This is a genomic window from Cedecea sp., assembly GCF_036500665.1.
Taxonomy (GTDB): Bacteria; Pseudomonadota; Gammaproteobacteria; order Enterobacterales; family Enterobacteriaceae; genus Cedecea.
Window position 1 is genome coordinate 1 of record NZ_DASYBS010000081.1, and the last position, 14,693, is coordinate 14,693.

Sequence of the window (14,693 nt, forward strand, 5' to 3'; positions counted from 1 at the left end):
GCCCGGCGAGCTCATCGCCGCTGAAGCGGTAAACCCACCGGCTATCACCCAAACAGTCGGGGTCGTTCGCGATTCGTTCCCGACGATCGCTCTCTTTCGCTGCTCCCGGCAGCTCAACCCCGCCTGAGTTGGGTCATAACCGGGGGCGATGAGAGCCGGGGACAAGGGCGTGGCTGTGGGACTTGCAGCGCCTGTGACTTTCAGCGTGGCTGCGGATTTGAAGCGAGGCTCGGTTCCGGCTTAAATCGCCTCGGTTTTCTCTCCGACTGGCCAGGGTCCGGACGTCGGGAACGGCCGGAGGCTGAGAGCGTCGGGAACGCATCTCAGCCGACCCAGGACAGGGAGATAAAACGGAGGTCTGCCGCTTTAGCGGTCGATTTATTTCGCCGGGAGTCCGGGGTCTCGGGGGAATGACGGTGATTCCCCCGAGCCGTGAACCGGTACGGGGGCTTCATATAAAACAGGACTGGAAGTGAACGGAATGTTTGCCGCTCCTACATCGTCGCGGGAATTTGTGACTAAGTTACAGCCCTTCCAGGGAAAAACTCAACTCAACTCAACTCATCAACTACGGCAAACGTGGATAAGCATCCGCAATCGCATCACCGGTAAAGTGAGCCACCCAGCCTTCCGGATTATCGAAAATACGAATCGCGGTAAAGTGCGGCTCTGACCCCATATCAAACCAGTGCGGCGTTCCGGCCGGGACGGAAATCAAATCATTCTTCTCGCACAGGATCTGATACACCTTGTCGTCCAGATGCAGGCAGAACAGCCCCGCGCCTTCTACAAAGAAACGGACTTCGTCTTCGCCGTGGGTATGCTCGGACAGGAACTTGGTGCGCAGCACGTCTTTCTGCGGGTTATCCGCACGCAGGCTGATAACGTCCCAGCTCTGATAGCCCTTCTCCGCCACCAGCTTGTCGATAGCGTGCTGGTAGGCCCCGATCACCGTCTCCGACGTCGGATTAGCTCCTAAATCCTGGTTCGCTTCCCAGCGCTCAAAACGCACGTCTTTTGCGTTCAGCTGCTCGCGAATTTCTTGCGCGTCCGTGCTGTGCCATACCGGCTCCTTTGCTTCGGTATCGGTAAAAATGGTCAATGCGCTCATGAAGAAAACGACTCCGGATTAATGTGGTCGAAACGGTTTACCTGGCGATGGCTGCTTGTTTCATCGGCCTCGCCGCGAATCAGCTGCACGGTTTGCCAACCGGCTTCCCGCGCAGCATCCAGCTCCTGGTGAATATCAGACAAGAACAGCAGCGCCTCTGGCGCCACGCCGGCCTGTTCCGCGATGTTGCGGTAGGACTGCGCTTCACGCTTGGCTCCGACGTGGGTATCAAAATAGCCGCTGAACAAATCGGTAATATTCCCGGCGTCGCTGTAGCCAAAGAGCAGCTTCTGCGCCGCCACCGAGCCAGACGAATAGACATACAGGGCAATGCCCTGCTGTTTCCAGGCCTTCAGCGCGGGCAGAACGTCATCATAGAGATGGCCGGTGAAGTCTCTATTCACGTAGCCATCGCGCCAGATGAGGCCCTGCAGCGCTTTAAGCGCGGTAGATTTACGATCTACATCCATGAAGCTAAACAACGTCTCAATCAGCCGATCAATATCCGCCTGCGGTTCATTAATTTCCGCCCGCAGGTCGTTGAGTATTGGGGCAATTTCATTCTGTTGCGCGCGAACAAAACCTGCGAGGCGTTCGCGGGCATACGGGAACAGGATGTTGTGCACAAAGCGAATGTCGCTGGTGGTGCCTTCAATATCGGTAACAATGGCGCGAATCATTATCTCTCCAGCCGTTAGCGCTGCGTTATGTTTGCAACTGAGGTCATTATTATTTAGACGTCTAAGCGTCTTGATTGCTAAATCTTAACATCGTGTTATAGTCCCGGCAACACAGGGAAACACACGCATCACGTTAAGGTCGAAGAATAATGAGCCACTCCCCTTTGATTCCAGAAAGCAAACTGCCCGCGCTCGGCACCACCATCTTCACTCAGATGAGCGCTCTGGCGCAGCAGCACAACGCGATTAACCTCTCCCAGGGCTTCCCGGATTTTGACGGCCCGCGCTTCCTGCAGGAACGCCTGACGTTTCACGTAAGCCAGGGCGCGAACCAGTATGCCCCGATGACAGGTGTCCAGCCTCTGCGTGAAGCCATCGCCGAGAAAACCGAAGCCCTGTACGGCCACAAGCCGGATGCCAATACCGATATCACGGTCACAGCTGGCGCAACAGAAGCGCTTTATGCCGCCATCACCGCGCTGGTTCGTCCGGGCGATGAGGTGATTTGTTTTGACCCAAGCTACGACAGCTACGCCCCGGCCGTGACGCTTTCCGGCGGTATTCTCAAGCGTATTTCGCTCCAGCCGCCTCACTTTCGCGTTGACTGGCAGGCGTTTGCTGCGCTGCTGAGCGACAAAACTCGCCTCGTCATTCTTAACACGCCACACAACCCGTCCGCTACCGTCTGGCGCAAAAGTGATTTTGCCGCGCTGTGGCAGGCCATCGGGCAGCACGACGTTTATGTGCTGAGCGACGAAGTGTACGAGCATATTTGCTTCGACGAACAAGGCCACGCCAGCGTGCTGGCTCACCCGCAGCTGCGCGAGCGCGCTATCTCTGTGTCCTCTTTCGGCAAAACGTTCCATATGACAGGCTGGAAGGTGGGCTACTGCGTGGCGCCGGCGGCCATCAGCGCGGAGCTGCGTAAAGTGCACCAGTACCTGACGTTTGCGGTGAATACCCCGGCGCAGCTTGCGATTGCCGATATGCTGCGCGCCGAGCCGGAGCATTATCGTGAACTGCCGGAATTTTACCGCGCACGCCGCGACCGCTTTGTTGAGGCGCTGGCGGACAGCCGGTTCGAAATCCTGCCGTGCGAAGGCACCTATTTCCTGCTGGCGGACTACAGCGCCATTTCCGATCTCGATGACGTGAGCTTCTGCCAGTGGCTAACCAAAGAAGTGGGCGTGGCGGCAATCCCGCTGTCGGTGTTCTGCGCGGATGCCTTCCCGCACAAGCTGATTCGCCTGTGCTTTGCCAAACAGGAAGCGACGCTGGACGCAGCGGCAGAAAGATTACGTAAGGTGTAATAAAGCGTTCCCCGTCGCAGGACGGGGAAAATTACAGGCTGAGGATTTCTTTGACGAACGGAATGGTGAGCTTGCGCTGGGCGGTGATTGAGGCGTGATCGAGCTGATCGAGCGTCATGAACAGGGTTCGCATTTCACGATCGAGGCGTTTTAACAGAAAGCGCCCCACGTCTTCCGGCAGTTCAAACCCCCGCAGCCGGGAACGCAGCTGGAGCGCCTGTAGCTTGTCATCATCGGAAAGCGGCTGCAGCTTGTAGATTTGCCCCCAGTCCAGGCGGGAAGCCAGGTCCGGTAACTGCAGATTTAGCTGGCGCGGCGGCCTGTCGCCGGTGATCAGCAGGCGCGTTTTCCCTGACTCCAGAATGCGGTTATAGAGATTGAAAATCGCCATTTCCCACGGTTCATCCCCGGCTACGCACTCAATATTGTCGATGCAAACCAGCGAGAGCTGCTCCATTCCATCAAGCACTTCCGGCACAAACCAGGTGCGCTTATCCAGCGGCACGTAGCCCACGGCTTCACCGCGCTGGGAAAGTTCCGCACAGGCCGCATGCAGCAAATGGCTGCGCCCGCCGCCTTCCCGCGACCAGAAATAGATATACCCGCTGTGATCCTGACGGAGTACCGACTGCAGTGCGGCTAATAAAGAAGGGTTGTCACCCGGCCAGAAACTCGCAAAGGTTTCATCGTCGGGAAGATAGAGTGGCAGTGAGAGCTGTGCCGGCGTATTCAGAAGTACCTCAACCATAACAGGCAGAAAATCGCGATGAGTCTATCACAGTTTTGGGGAAGGATAGAACCGGGCGAGGATCCGCCCGGTGGCTAAACGATCAGTGGTGAGCGTCGTTCTCTTTGGCGTCCAGCACCACTTCTTCCGGGCGCAGTATGCTGATAAGTTTGAAAATAAGGCTCAGACCCACGCCAACGATGGTTGCCAGCGCCATGCCTTTCAGCTCCGCCGCGCCGATATGCACCTTCGCACCGCTCACGCCGATGATCAGGATAACGGAGGTCAGGATCAGGTTTTGCGCTTTGTTGTAATCCACTTTGGACTCGATCAACACGCGAATACCGGATGCGCCGATCACGCCGTACAGCAGCAGAGACACGCCGCCCATCACCGGTACCGGGATGATTTGAATCGCTGCCGCCAGCTTGCCGACGCAGGAGAGCAGAATAGCAATAATTGCCGCGCCGCCGATAACCCAGGTCGAATAAACGCGGGTGATAGCCATCACGCCAATGTTTTCACCGTAGGTGGTGTTTGGCGTGGAGCCGAAGAAGCCGGAGAACACGGTAGAGATACCGTTGGCGAACATCGAGCGGTGCAGGCCGGGGTCACGGATCAGGTCTTTTTTCACGATGTTAGCGGTGACCACCAGGTGGCCCACGTGTTCGGCAATCACCACCAGTGCGGCAGGAAGAATGGTGAAGATAGCAAACCATTCAAAACGAGGCGTATAAAAAGTTGGCAGCGCGAACCAGTGCGCTTCGCGGATTGGCGTCACGTCCACCACGCCCATAGCGAAGGAGAGCGCATAGCCCGCCAGCACGCCGATGAGAATCGGGATAATCGCCATAAAACCGCGGAACAGCACCGAGCCAAACACCGTCACCGCCAGCGTCACCAGCGAGATAATAATGGTGGTGGAATCCGGTGAAGCCCCTTCCGCCGGCAGCAGGCCAGCCATATTCGCCGCCACGCCCGCCAGCTCAAGGCCGATAACCGCCACAATCGCGCCCATCGCCGCCGGAGGGAACATCACGTCCAGCCAGCCGGTCCCGGCTTTTTTCACGATCAGCGCCACGATGCAGAACAGCACGCCGCACATAATAAAACCGCCGAGCGCCACTTCGTAACCCAGCGGCAGCAGCAGCAGCACCGGGGAGATAAACGCGAAGCTGGACCCGAGGTAAGCCGGGATTTTACCCTTACAGATAAACAGGTAGAGCAGCGTGCCGATACCGTTGAACAGCAGCACCGTCGCCGGGTTGATGTGGAACAAAATCGGTACCAGTACGGTCGCGCCGAACATGGCAAACAGATGCTGCAGGCTTAACGGAATCGTTTGCAGTAAGGGCGGTCGTTCACTTACCCCAATAGCGCGGCGGGTCATGTTGTTTTCCTCTACGTGTTATTTTTAACGAACGGTGTTTGCTGAAATCAAAAAAAAGCCGACTTTCGAAGTCGGCTCATTTTATTATTTAGTACCAAATATCTTATCGCCCGCATCACCGAGGCCAGGAATAATGTACCCGTGCTCGTTGAGCCCCTGATCGATAGAGGCGGTGAACAGCTCTACGTCCGGGTGTACTTTTTCCAGCGCGGCAATGCCTTCCGGCGCGGCAACCAGTACCAGCACCTTAATGCTGGTGCAGCCTGCTTTTTTCAGCAGGTCGATGGTGGCAATCATGGAGCCGCCGGTTGCCAGCATTGGGTCAACCACCAGCGCCATGCGCTCTTCTATATTAGAAACCAGCTTCTGGAAGTATGGCACCGGCTGCAGCGTTTCTTCATCACGGTAAACGCCCACCACGCTAATGCGCGCGCTCGGTACGTTTTCCAGAACGCCTTCCATCATGCCCAGGCCGGCACGCAGAATAGGCACAACGGTAATTTTCTTGCCTTTGATCTGGTCCACTTCCACCGGGCCGTTCCAGCCTTCGATGGTGACTTTCTCAGTCTCCAGATCCGCAGTAGCTTCATAAGTCAGCAGGCTGCCCACTTCAGAGGCGAGTTCACGAAAGCGCTTGGTGCTGATGTCTTGCTCACGCATCAGGCCCAGCTTGTGTTTGACGAGTGGGTGTTTCACTTCCACGATCTTCATACTCTTTCTCCCCCGAGATAGTTGGCTACCACAAAAAAAATCGCCGGATTATACCGCTTTTTTGCCGCTGCGCTACAGCTAATGGGATGATCGAGATCAACCAGACTGGATTGATTCTATCTCAGGAATTCTTTTCTTGCCGATGATAAGAGGCTCGCAAACGTTTGCCTGCACTGTTAGAATTGCCGCGTTTTTTATTTTATGCCACCCGTGGGGAACGAGCAGTGACCGATAAAACCTCTCTCAGCTATAAAGATGCCGGTGTAGATATTGATGCTGGTAACGCTCTGGTAGACAGAATTAAAGGCGTAGTGAAAAAGACCCGCCGCCCGGAAGTAATGGGTGGACTGGGCGGTTTCGGTGCGCTGTGCGCGTTGCCTCAAAAATATCGCGAACCTGTTCTGGTTTCCGGCACCGACGGTGTGGGCACCAAGCTGCGTCTGGCGATGGACTTAAAACGTCACGACGCTATCGGCATTGACCTGGTAGCCATGTGCGTGAACGACCTGGTGGTTCAGGGCGCCGAGCCGCTGTTCTTCCTCGACTATTACGCAACCGGCAAGCTGGACGTGGATACCGCAGCAAGCGTTATTACCGGCATCGCCGAAGGCTGCCTGCAGTCAGGCTGCTCGCTGGTTGGCGGCGAAACCGCTGAAATGCCGGGCATGTACCACGGTGAAGATTACGATGTGGCCGGGTTCTGCGTTGGCGTGGTTGAGAAATCTGAAATCATTGACGGCTCCAAAGTAGCCGACGGCGACGTGCTGATTGCGCTGGGTTCAAGCGGCCCGCACTCCAACGGCTATTCGCTGGTGCGCAAAGTGCTGGAAGTGAGCGGCACCGACCCGCTGACCACGATTCTTGAAGGTAAACCGCTGGCGGATCACCTGCTCGAACCGACCCGCATTTACGTGAAAAACATCCTTGCGCTGATTGAAAGCGTGGACGTTCACGCCATCGCCCACCTGACTGGCGGCGGCTTCTGGGAAAACATTCCGCGCGTTCTGCCGGACAATACTCAGGCCGTTATCACCGAATCTTCCTGGCAGTGGCCGGCGGTATTCAACTGGCTGCAGCAGGCCGGCAACATCAGCCGCCACGAAATGTACCGCACCTTTAACTGCGGCGTGGGCATGGTCATTGCCCTGCCGGCAGCAGAGGCGGATAAAGCCGTTGAGCTAATGCAGGCCAAAGGTGAAAAGGCGTGGAAAATCGGTATCATCAAGGCATCTGATTCCGAAGAGCGCGTGGTTATCGAGTAATGAAACACATTGTGGTGCTGATTTCCGGCAACGGAAGCAATCTGCAGGCAATCATTGATGCCTGCCAGCAAAAAAAGATTAACGGCACCATCAGCGCGGTGTTCAGCAATAAGGCCGACGCGTTCGGCCTTGAGCGAGCCCGCGAAGCCGGGATCCCCGCCCATGCTCTGGCGGCAAGCGAATTTGCCAGCCGTGAGGCCTTCGACCGCCAGTTGATGCAGGAGATCGATGCCTGGGCGCCGGACGTTGTGGTGCTGGCGGGCTACATGCGTATTCTCAGCCCGGTTTTTGTGGCCCGCTACAGCGGTCGTTTACTCAACATTCACCCTTCCCTGCTGCCGAAATACCCCGGCCTCCATACGCATCGCCAGGTGCTGGAGAACGGCGACGAAGAGCACGGTACCTCCGTGCATTTTGTCACCGACGAGCTGGACGGCGGCCCGGTTATTCTGCAGGCCAAAGTGCCGGTGTTTGAAGGGGATGACGAGGACGAAATCACCGCCCGCGTTCAGCATCAGGAACACGCGATTTACCCGCTGGTCGTGAGCTGGTTCATCGATGGTCGTTTAAAAATGCGCCACAACGCCGCCTGGCTTGATGACGTGCAGCTGCCCCCGCAGGGCCACGCTGCAGAGTAATATGAGATAAAAAGGGCTTCGGCCCTTTTAAGTTCTGAACAAAGAGGGAAAAAACGTGGTTTTTCCCTCTTTGTGTTTATCTGCTGAAAATCAATGAATTGATTTTCCAGGTTTATTTTTTTATGCCTTCTGCAAGTTTTGCTCTCACTTGAGTTTTTAACCAGATTGAAAGCGCTTCTACATTTTTGTCTGTCTCTCATAAAGTTGTCATGGTCAGATGAGAGAGTTTCATCTGCATAGTTGGACATTCTCCGCTAAAGCTCGCCATAATAACTGACGTGACGGTGACGGCATTGCCACGTCCACGAAAACGGAGTGTGAGGACTAATGGGTCAGGATAAGCTGTATATCGAAAAAGAACTGAGCTGGTTGTCTTTTAACGAACGCGTTCTGCAGGAAGCGGCGGACAAGCTCAACCCGTTGATTGAAAGGATGCGTTTTCTCGGCATCTATTCCAATAACCTCGATGAATTCTATAAAGTACGCTTCGCGGAACTGAAGCGGCGTATTTTAATCAGTGAAGAACAGGGTTCCCCCTCCAACCAGCGCCACCTGCTGAACAAGATTCAGGCCCGGGTGCTGAAGGCCGATCAGGAGTTCGACGGCCTGTACAATGATTTGCTGCTGGAGATGGCGCGCAATCAAATCTTCCTGATTAACGAGCGTCAGCTCTCCGAAAATCAGCAAAGCTGGCTGCGCAGCTACTTTAAACACCAGCTTCGCCCACACATCACGCCGATCCTGATTAACCGCGACACCGACCTGGTGCAATTTCTGAAGGACGATTACACCTATCTGGCGGTCGAAATTATCCGCGGGGATACCATCCGCTATGCGCTGCTGGAAATCCCATCGGACAAGGTGCCGCGTTTCGTTAACCTGCCGCCGGAAGCACCGCGCCGCCGCAAGCCAATGATCCTGCTGGATAACATCCTGCGTTACTGCCTGGACGATATCTTCAAAGGGTTCTTCGATTACGACGCGCTCAACGCCTACTCGATGAAGATGACGCGTGACGCCGAGTACGATCTGGTCACCGAAATGGAATCCAGCCTGCTGGAACTGATGTCCTCCAGCCTGAAACAGCGTCTGACCGCCGAGCCGGTGCGCTTCGTTTATCAGCGCGATATGCCGGATGCGATGGTGGAAATGCTGCGCGACAAGCTGACCATATCCAATTACGACTCGATTATCCCCGGTGGCCGTTACCACAACTTTAAAGACTTCATCGGCTTCCCGAACGTTGGCAAAGCCAACCTGGTGAACAAGCCGCTGCCGCGCCTTCGCCATATCTGGTTCGATAAGTTCCGTAACGGCTTCGATGCCATTCGCGAGCGCGACGTACTGCTTTACTACCCGTATCATACCTTCGAACACGTACTGGAACTGTTGCGTCAGGCTTCGTTCGATCCCAGCGTGCTGGCGATCAAAATCAATATCTACCGCGTGGCGAAAGACTCACGCATTATTGATTCGATGATCCATGCCGCCCACAACGGCAAAAAAGTCACCGTGGTGGTTGAGCTACAGGCACGCTTCGACGAAGAGGCCAACATTCACTGGGCCAAACGCCTGACCGCCGCCGGGGTACACGTTATCTTCTCGGCACCGGGTCTGAAAATCCACGCCAAGCTGTTCCTTATCTCGCGTATGGAAGGTGAAGAGATCGTGCGTTATGCGCACATCGGAACCGGTAACTTTAACGAGAAAACCGCCCGTCTCTATACCGACTATTCGCTGTTAACCGCCGATGCGCGCATTACCAATGAAGTGCGCCGCGTGTTTAATTTTATCGAAAACCCGTACCGCCCGGTGACCTTCGACTATCTGCTGGTTTCCCCGCAAAACTCGCGCCGCCTGCTGTATGATTTGGTTGATCGAGAAATTGCTAACGCCCAGAAAGGACAGCCGGCCGGGATCACGCTGAAGCTGAATAACCTGGTGGATAAAGGCCTGGTAGACAGGCTGTACGCAGCTTCCGGCTCCGGCGTGAAGGTTAACCTGCTGGTACGCGGTATGTGTTCACTGATTCCAGAGCTGGACGGGATCAGCGATAATATTCGCGTACTCAGCATCGTTGACCGTTACCTCGAACACGACCGGGTGTATATCTTTGAAAACGGCGGCGATAAGAAAGTCTTCCTCTCTTCCGCCGACTGGATGACCCGTAACATCGACTACCGTATTGAAGTGGCCGTACCGGTCCTCGATCCGCGCCTGAAGCAGCGCATGCTGGATATCATTGATATCCAGCTTAACGACACGGTGAAAGCGCGTATCATCGACAAAGAACTGAGTAATCGCTATGTACCGCGCGGCAATCGCCGTAAAGTGCGTTCGCAATTGGCGATCTACGATTATATTAAATCTCTGGAACAACCTGACTAACGCTCTCAGGCGAAGATAAAATTATGCCGATATCAAACCATGCTCCACGGCCGCAGGAGTTCGCTGCGGTCGACCTCGGCTCCAACAGTTTCCACATGGTCATAGCCCGTGTGGTCGATGGCGCCATGCAAATCATTGGCCGCCTGAAGCAGCGCGTGCACCTAGCGGACGGCCTCGGCCCCGATAATAAGTTAAGTGAGGAGGCCATGGAGCGTGGGCTTTCCTGTCTGGCGCTGTTTGCCGAACGTCTGCAGGGATTTGCAGCCGACAACGTGTGCATTGTGGGCACCCACTCGCTGCGCGAGGCCACCAATGCCGCCGAGTTTCTGAAACGTGCTGAGAAAGTCATCCCCTACCCGATTGAAATTATTCCCGGGAACGAGGAAGCGCGCCTGATTTTTATGGGCGTCGAACACACTCAGCCAGAGCGTGGCCGCAAGCTGGTTATTGATATCGGTGGCGGCTCCACCGAGCTGGTTATTGGTGAAGATTTTGAGCCGATGCTGGTCGAAAGCCGCCGTATGGGCTGCGTCAGCTTTGCGCAAAACTTCTTCCCCGGCGGGGTCATCACGCCGGAAAGCTTTAAGCGCGCGCGTATGGCGGCTATCCAGAAGCTGGAAACGCTTGCCTGGCAGTATCGCCTGCAGGGCTGGAAGGTCGCGCTGGGCGCATCCGGCTCTATCAAGGCGGCGCATGAAGTGCTGATTGAAATGGGCGAGAAAGACGGGACTATCACTCCGGAACGTCTGGAAATGCTGCAGCAGGAAGTGCTGAAGTTTAAAACCTTCGACGCCCTGAGCCTGCCGGGACTGTCCGAAGAGCGCAAAGCGGTGTTTGTGCCGGGCCTCGCGATTCTGTGCGGCGTCTTTGACGCGCTCGCCATTCGCGAGCTGCGTCTTTCAGACGGTGCGCTGCGTGAAGGTGTGCTGTACGAAATGGAAGGCCGTTTCCGCCATCAGGATATCCGTATTCGCACCGCGCAAAGCCTGGCGGAACAGTACCATATCGACAGCGATCAGGCTCGTCGGGTGCTGGAAACCGCAGAACTGCTTTATCAGCAGTGGGAAAAGCAGAATCACAAACTGGCTAACCCGCAAATGGCCGCGCTGCTGAAGTGGGCCGCGATGCTGCACGAGGTCGGGCTGAGCATCAACCACAGCGGGATGCATCGTCACTCTGCCTACATTCTGCAAAACAGCAACCTGCCCGGCTTCAATCAGGAGCAGCAGATGCTGATGGCTTCCCTGGTGCGCTACCACCGCAAGGCTATCAAGCTGGACGATCTACCGCGCTTTACGCTGTTTAAAAAGAAACAGTTTCTGCCGCTGATTCAGATTATCCGTCTCGCCACGCTGCTGAATAACCAGCGCCAGGCTACAACAACGCCGCCAACGCTGGTGCTGGAAACCGACGATAACCACTGGACGCTGCGCTTCCCGCACGACTGGTTTAGCCTGAACACGCTGGTACAGCTCGATCTGGAGCGCGAGCAACAGTATTGGGAAAGCATGACCGGATGGAAGCTGACTATCGAGGAAGAGGCCGAAGCGGCACTCTCCGCCTGACAGACTATTCAAGCCCCTTTACGCCATCCGGTGCGGGGGGGCTTTGTTCCTCTACAAGGCTCTCCAGCGGCTGCGGGCGACCAATCAAATACCCCTGGACATAGTCTATTCCCATTGCCCGCACGGCTTCCCTAAGCGCTTCAGTTTCAACGTACTCCGCCACGACCTGCATCTTCTTCATCCTTGCGAGCTGGCATATCGAACTCACCACCTGATAGTCCAGGCTGCTGGTCAAAATATTACGGATAAAGCTGCCGTCAATTTTCAGAATATCGGCGCTCAGCTCTTTCAGGCGCGCATAGCTGGCATAGCCGGTCCCAAAATCGTCGATGGCAATCCGGCAGCCCATTCTTTGCAGCATCTTCAGCGTCACGTTGGCCTGTTCAAGGTTGGTTAACGAGTGGCTTTCCGTCACCTCAAAGACCAGTTGCCACGGTTCAATGCGGTACTTCGTCAGCAGATGCTGAACCTCTTCCGGAAGCTGGGACTGGCATACCGAGGCGGGCGTCAGGTTAATGGCAAGCCTGCACCCCGGCAGTCGGTCACGGTGGCGATCCATAAACTGCAGGGAGGCATTGAGTACCCACCGATCAATGCGCGATGAAAGGCCAAATTCATGCGCGACCGGTAAAAACAGATCCGGCGACAGCAGTTCGCCGTTGTCGCCACGCATTCTCAAAAGCACCTCATGGTACACGTCACCCCTTAGCCCCTCAATACGCTGGGCCATCAGGACAAAACGGTCACCGTCGAGCGCGTTTTGCAGGCGGTTCATCATCTCCACTTTGCGTTTTACCGCATTTTGTATGTGATTTGAGCCCTTTTGCTGCAAACTTTCAGGATGCTGAGTGGAGAGTGACAGCCCGGCCATGGTGCTCAGCTCACCGAGCAATAAATAGAGGTGTGAAACCGGGTGGCGCACGAAGCAATAGCTAATGCCGATTTGCGGCTGCAGCGGCATACCGTCCCACATGAAACGGAACCGCCTGGCGTGCTCATAAATAGACTCTATTTTCTCCTGATGGGACTCGTAGTTGAGGCGTAGAGCGAGGTCATGCCCGGAGAGGTTATAGACCTTCTCACCGGGGGACAGCTCGCCGCGCAAAAACTCAGCCAGCTGCTGTTTATATTGAATACGCAGCAGTACGCCATAATTACGCCCAAGCAGCTCCAGTTCGGGAATAGACACGAAGCCCAATGCCGACCACGGCGTATTTCCCAGGTCCCGGCACAGCGCACGGAGGTTAGGCATCTGCATCATCGGGTCAATAAACGCCACGCGTCGTGCCTTGTTGTGCAAAAAGCGCTGGCGGGTTGTCACCGCGGCCATCAGATAGATAGTGATAGAAAAAACCGCATAGCAGGATGAGGCTATCGCGAAGTGCAGCTGGAACCCCATATCCGGCGGCAGATAATTATGGAATCCACCGCACAGAATAATCAGCACCACGGTCCAGACATTGGTGATAAACAGGAAGCCAAATCGCATCGCCCCCCATAACATCACCGGCAGAATAAGCGTCAGCGTATAGTCCGTATTAAAAATGGTTTTGCTTTGGCTAATAGGGAACAACAGCAGCCAAATAAGCAGCCCGACAGTCGCCACCCACATCAGCATTTCTGTTTTCGTCACGCCCTTTTGCCGCTGTGCCCGCATGCGTGACCAGAAACTTTTGATAAACCGCGGGTTCACTACCATCCGCAAAATGAAATAAAAAAACGGCAGCCCGGTTAACCCCCCGACCAGCACGGCCTGAAAATTAATTAATGTACGGATGCTCCACGGTGTAGCGGCAAGAATGGAGAAGGTTCGGTCGTACCAGCCAAAATATAACCCCAGCTCATAGAACATCAGAAATAGTATGGCGTTAACCAGTACCAGCCAAAACATGCGCTGAGTTATCAGCTGGAGCATGCCAAAGGTCACCGCGCTGCGCCGCGGCACAAAGTAGCGGTAACAGCACCAGCTAATGGCTATCGGCAGGATAAAATGGAAAAGGGCCAGCAGCGAAACCTGCGCGCCCAGTGAGGGAAGATAGCGAATCAACAGGGCCAGAATTATGCCGGGAAACGCCGCCCGGCCAAACAGCAGAACGCACGCGGTCAGTAACGCCAGCGACATGTACAGCAGGAAGACTCGCCCACCTTCCAGCACCGTTTGTGCGTTGAACATCGCCACCAGCGGCAATAGCAGGCTGGGGAGAACCAGGGGCAACGCCCACCATTTATTTTTTGAGTTTTTATACCAGGTAGCCAGTTGCATACATCTTCGCCAGAATCCCTATCCCTCTTCGGGTATCTCCCGGATATCCTTTCCGGTTAACCGCGGCCCATATTTCTACGGAATGGAGGGCAAATTTTAGTTAGCTAACATCAATAATAATTGATGTACATCAGTATCAATCAATTGAAACGCCGCCGAGGGTAAAATTCAGACTGAACACGGTTCAGCGTCGTCCTCAATAAATTCATCTCACATATGAAGTGCCCACTAATCATTCAACCAGCCTATTTTCGCATGATGAATAATTGACCTGAGTTGTTCAGTGTGACTAAATAACCCCGTCGCCCGCCGTTGCCGGGCCAACTCTAAGGACCCTTGCGTGACACAGGTTACGACTATGCAGAGACGAAACCGCTTTAATAATCGCATGACCCGCATCATTCTGCTCATCAGTTTTCTGTTCTTTTTTGGTCGTTTTATTTATTCCTCCATTGGCGCGTGGTATCACCATCAGGATAAAAAAGCGGAAACCCAACAAAGCAGCCAGCAGGTGGACAGCGCTAACCGCTAGTCCGTGCGCCCCTTCGGGATTTGCCTTCTCTTCAGTTCTCTGGCTGCTCTTTTGACTTGTTCAAAAGTGCTCAAGCCCCAATTCACAAGCTCCCCAACCTTGACCTAAAGTTGACT

At 55.1% G+C, this 14,693-nt stretch carries 12 protein-coding genes; 6 read left to right on the top strand and 6 right to left on the bottom strand.

The window, feature by feature from the left end; translation table 11 throughout:
* Positions 1-568: 568 nt before the first annotated feature.
* Both VGM55_RS12355 and mtnC read right to left on the bottom strand, forming a co-directional pair.
* Positions 569-1,111, bottom strand: coding sequence for a 1,2-dihydroxy-3-keto-5-methylthiopentene dioxygenase (locus VGM55_RS12355; RefSeq protein WP_038480110.1), 543 nt, complete (start codon positions 1,109-1,111; stop codon positions 569-571).
* Complete coding sequence (mtnC, locus tag VGM55_RS12360) at positions 1,108-1,791, bottom strand: acireductone synthase (protein WP_154185247.1); 684 nt, start codon at positions 1,789-1,791, stop codon at positions 1,108-1,110. Before mtnC ends, VGM55_RS12355 begins: the two co-directional genes overlap by 4 nt.
* A 149-nt stretch (positions 1,792-1,940) precedes the next feature.
* Between mtnC and VGM55_RS12365 the strand changes: the two genes are divergently transcribed.
* Positions 1,941-3,101, top strand: a complete 1,161-nt coding sequence (locus tag VGM55_RS12365; RefSeq protein ID WP_331635623.1) for a pyridoxal phosphate-dependent aminotransferase — start codon at positions 1,941-1,943, stop codon at positions 3,099-3,101.
* 31 nt (positions 3,102-3,132) lie between these two features.
* Here VGM55_RS12365 and VGM55_RS12370 read toward each other — a convergent pair whose 3' ends face one another.
* From VGM55_RS12370 to upp, 3 genes are all read right to left on the bottom strand, one after another.
* Complete coding sequence (locus tag VGM55_RS12370) at positions 3,133-3,834, bottom strand: DnaA inactivator Hda (protein WP_218167095.1); 702 nt, start codon at positions 3,832-3,834, stop codon at positions 3,133-3,135.
* Positions 3,835-3,931: 97 nt separating this feature from the next.
* On the bottom strand, positions 3,932-5,218 hold the full coding sequence (gene uraA / locus VGM55_RS12375) for a uracil permease (RefSeq protein ID WP_331635624.1): 1,287 nt from the start codon (positions 5,216-5,218) through the stop codon (positions 3,932-3,934).
* An 84-nt stretch (positions 5,219-5,302) separates the two neighbouring features.
* On the bottom strand, positions 5,303-5,929 hold the full coding sequence (gene upp / locus VGM55_RS12380) for a uracil phosphoribosyltransferase (RefSeq protein ID WP_038480095.1): 627 nt from the start codon (positions 5,927-5,929) through the stop codon (positions 5,303-5,305).
* A 224-nt stretch (positions 5,930-6,153) separates the two neighbouring features.
* Between upp and purM the strand changes: the two genes are divergently transcribed.
* From purM to ppx, 4 genes are all read left to right on the top strand, one after another.
* A complete protein-coding gene (gene purM / locus VGM55_RS12385) occupies positions 6,154-7,191 on the top strand; it encodes a phosphoribosylformylglycinamidine cyclo-ligase (RefSeq protein ID WP_331635625.1) in 1,038 nt (345 codons plus the stop codon).
* The gene (purN, locus tag VGM55_RS12390; protein WP_331635626.1) at positions 7,191-7,829 is read left to right on the top strand and encodes a phosphoribosylglycinamide formyltransferase; all 639 of its coding nucleotides are present in this window, start codon (positions 7,191-7,193) and stop codon (positions 7,827-7,829) included. Before purM ends, purN begins: the two co-directional genes overlap by 1 nt.
* Before the next feature lie 327 nt (positions 7,830-8,156).
* Positions 8,157-10,217 carry a polyphosphate kinase 1 gene (ppk1, locus tag VGM55_RS12395; protein WP_331635627.1) on the top strand — a complete coding sequence of 687 codons (2,061 nt, stop codon included), beginning with the start codon at positions 8,157-8,159 and terminating at the stop codon, positions 10,215-10,217.
* A gap of 23 nt (positions 10,218-10,240) precedes the next feature.
* Complete coding sequence (gene ppx, locus VGM55_RS12400; RefSeq protein WP_154185252.1) at positions 10,241-11,782, top strand: exopolyphosphatase; 1,542 nt, start codon at positions 10,241-10,243, stop codon at positions 11,780-11,782.
* 4 nt (positions 11,783-11,786) lie between these two features.
* Here the strand turns inward: ppx and VGM55_RS12405 are convergent, their stop codons facing one another.
* Complete coding sequence (locus VGM55_RS12405; protein ID WP_154185253.1) at positions 11,787-14,045, bottom strand: sensor domain-containing phosphodiesterase; 2,259 nt, start codon at positions 14,043-14,045, stop codon at positions 11,787-11,789.
* A 358-nt stretch (positions 14,046-14,403) separates the two neighbouring features.
* On the opposite strand from VGM55_RS12405, the gene VGM55_RS12410 reads away from it, so the two are divergent.
* Positions 14,404-14,577, top strand: coding sequence for a YfgG family protein (locus tag VGM55_RS12410; protein WP_034809523.1), 174 nt, complete (start codon positions 14,404-14,406; stop codon positions 14,575-14,577).
* The last annotated feature ends 116 nt before the right edge of the window (positions 14,578-14,693 follow it).

Coding starts and splice junctions, on each gene's coding strand:
- VGM55_RS12365 (WP_331635623.1), top strand. CDS start 1,941: ATGAGCCACTCCCCTTTGATTCCAGAAAGCAAACTGCCCGCGCTCGGC.
- VGM55_RS12355 (WP_038480110.1), bottom strand. CDS start 1,111: ATGAGCGCATTGACCATTTTTACCGATACCGAAGCAAAGGAGCCGGTA.
- mtnC (WP_154185247.1), bottom strand. CDS start 1,791: ATGATTCGCGCCATTGTTACCGATATTGAAGGCACCACCAGCGACATT.
- VGM55_RS12405 (WP_154185253.1), bottom strand. CDS start 14,045: ATGCAACTGGCTACCTGGTATAAAAACTCAAAAAATAAATGGTGGGCG.
- uraA (WP_331635624.1), bottom strand. CDS start 5,218: ATGACCCGCCGCGCTATTGGGGTAAGTGAACGACCGCCCTTACTGCAA.
- ppx (WP_154185252.1), top strand. CDS start 10,241: ATGCCGATATCAAACCATGCTCCACGGCCGCAGGAGTTCGCTGCGGTC.
- upp (WP_038480095.1), bottom strand. CDS start 5,929: ATGAAGATCGTGGAAGTGAAACACCCACTCGTCAAACACAAGCTGGGC.
- purN (WP_331635626.1), top strand. CDS start 7,191: ATGAAACACATTGTGGTGCTGATTTCCGGCAACGGAAGCAATCTGCAG.
- VGM55_RS12410 (WP_034809523.1), top strand. CDS start 14,404: ATGCAGAGACGAAACCGCTTTAATAATCGCATGACCCGCATCATTCTG.
- ppk1 (WP_331635627.1), top strand. CDS start 8,157: ATGGGTCAGGATAAGCTGTATATCGAAAAAGAACTGAGCTGGTTGTCT.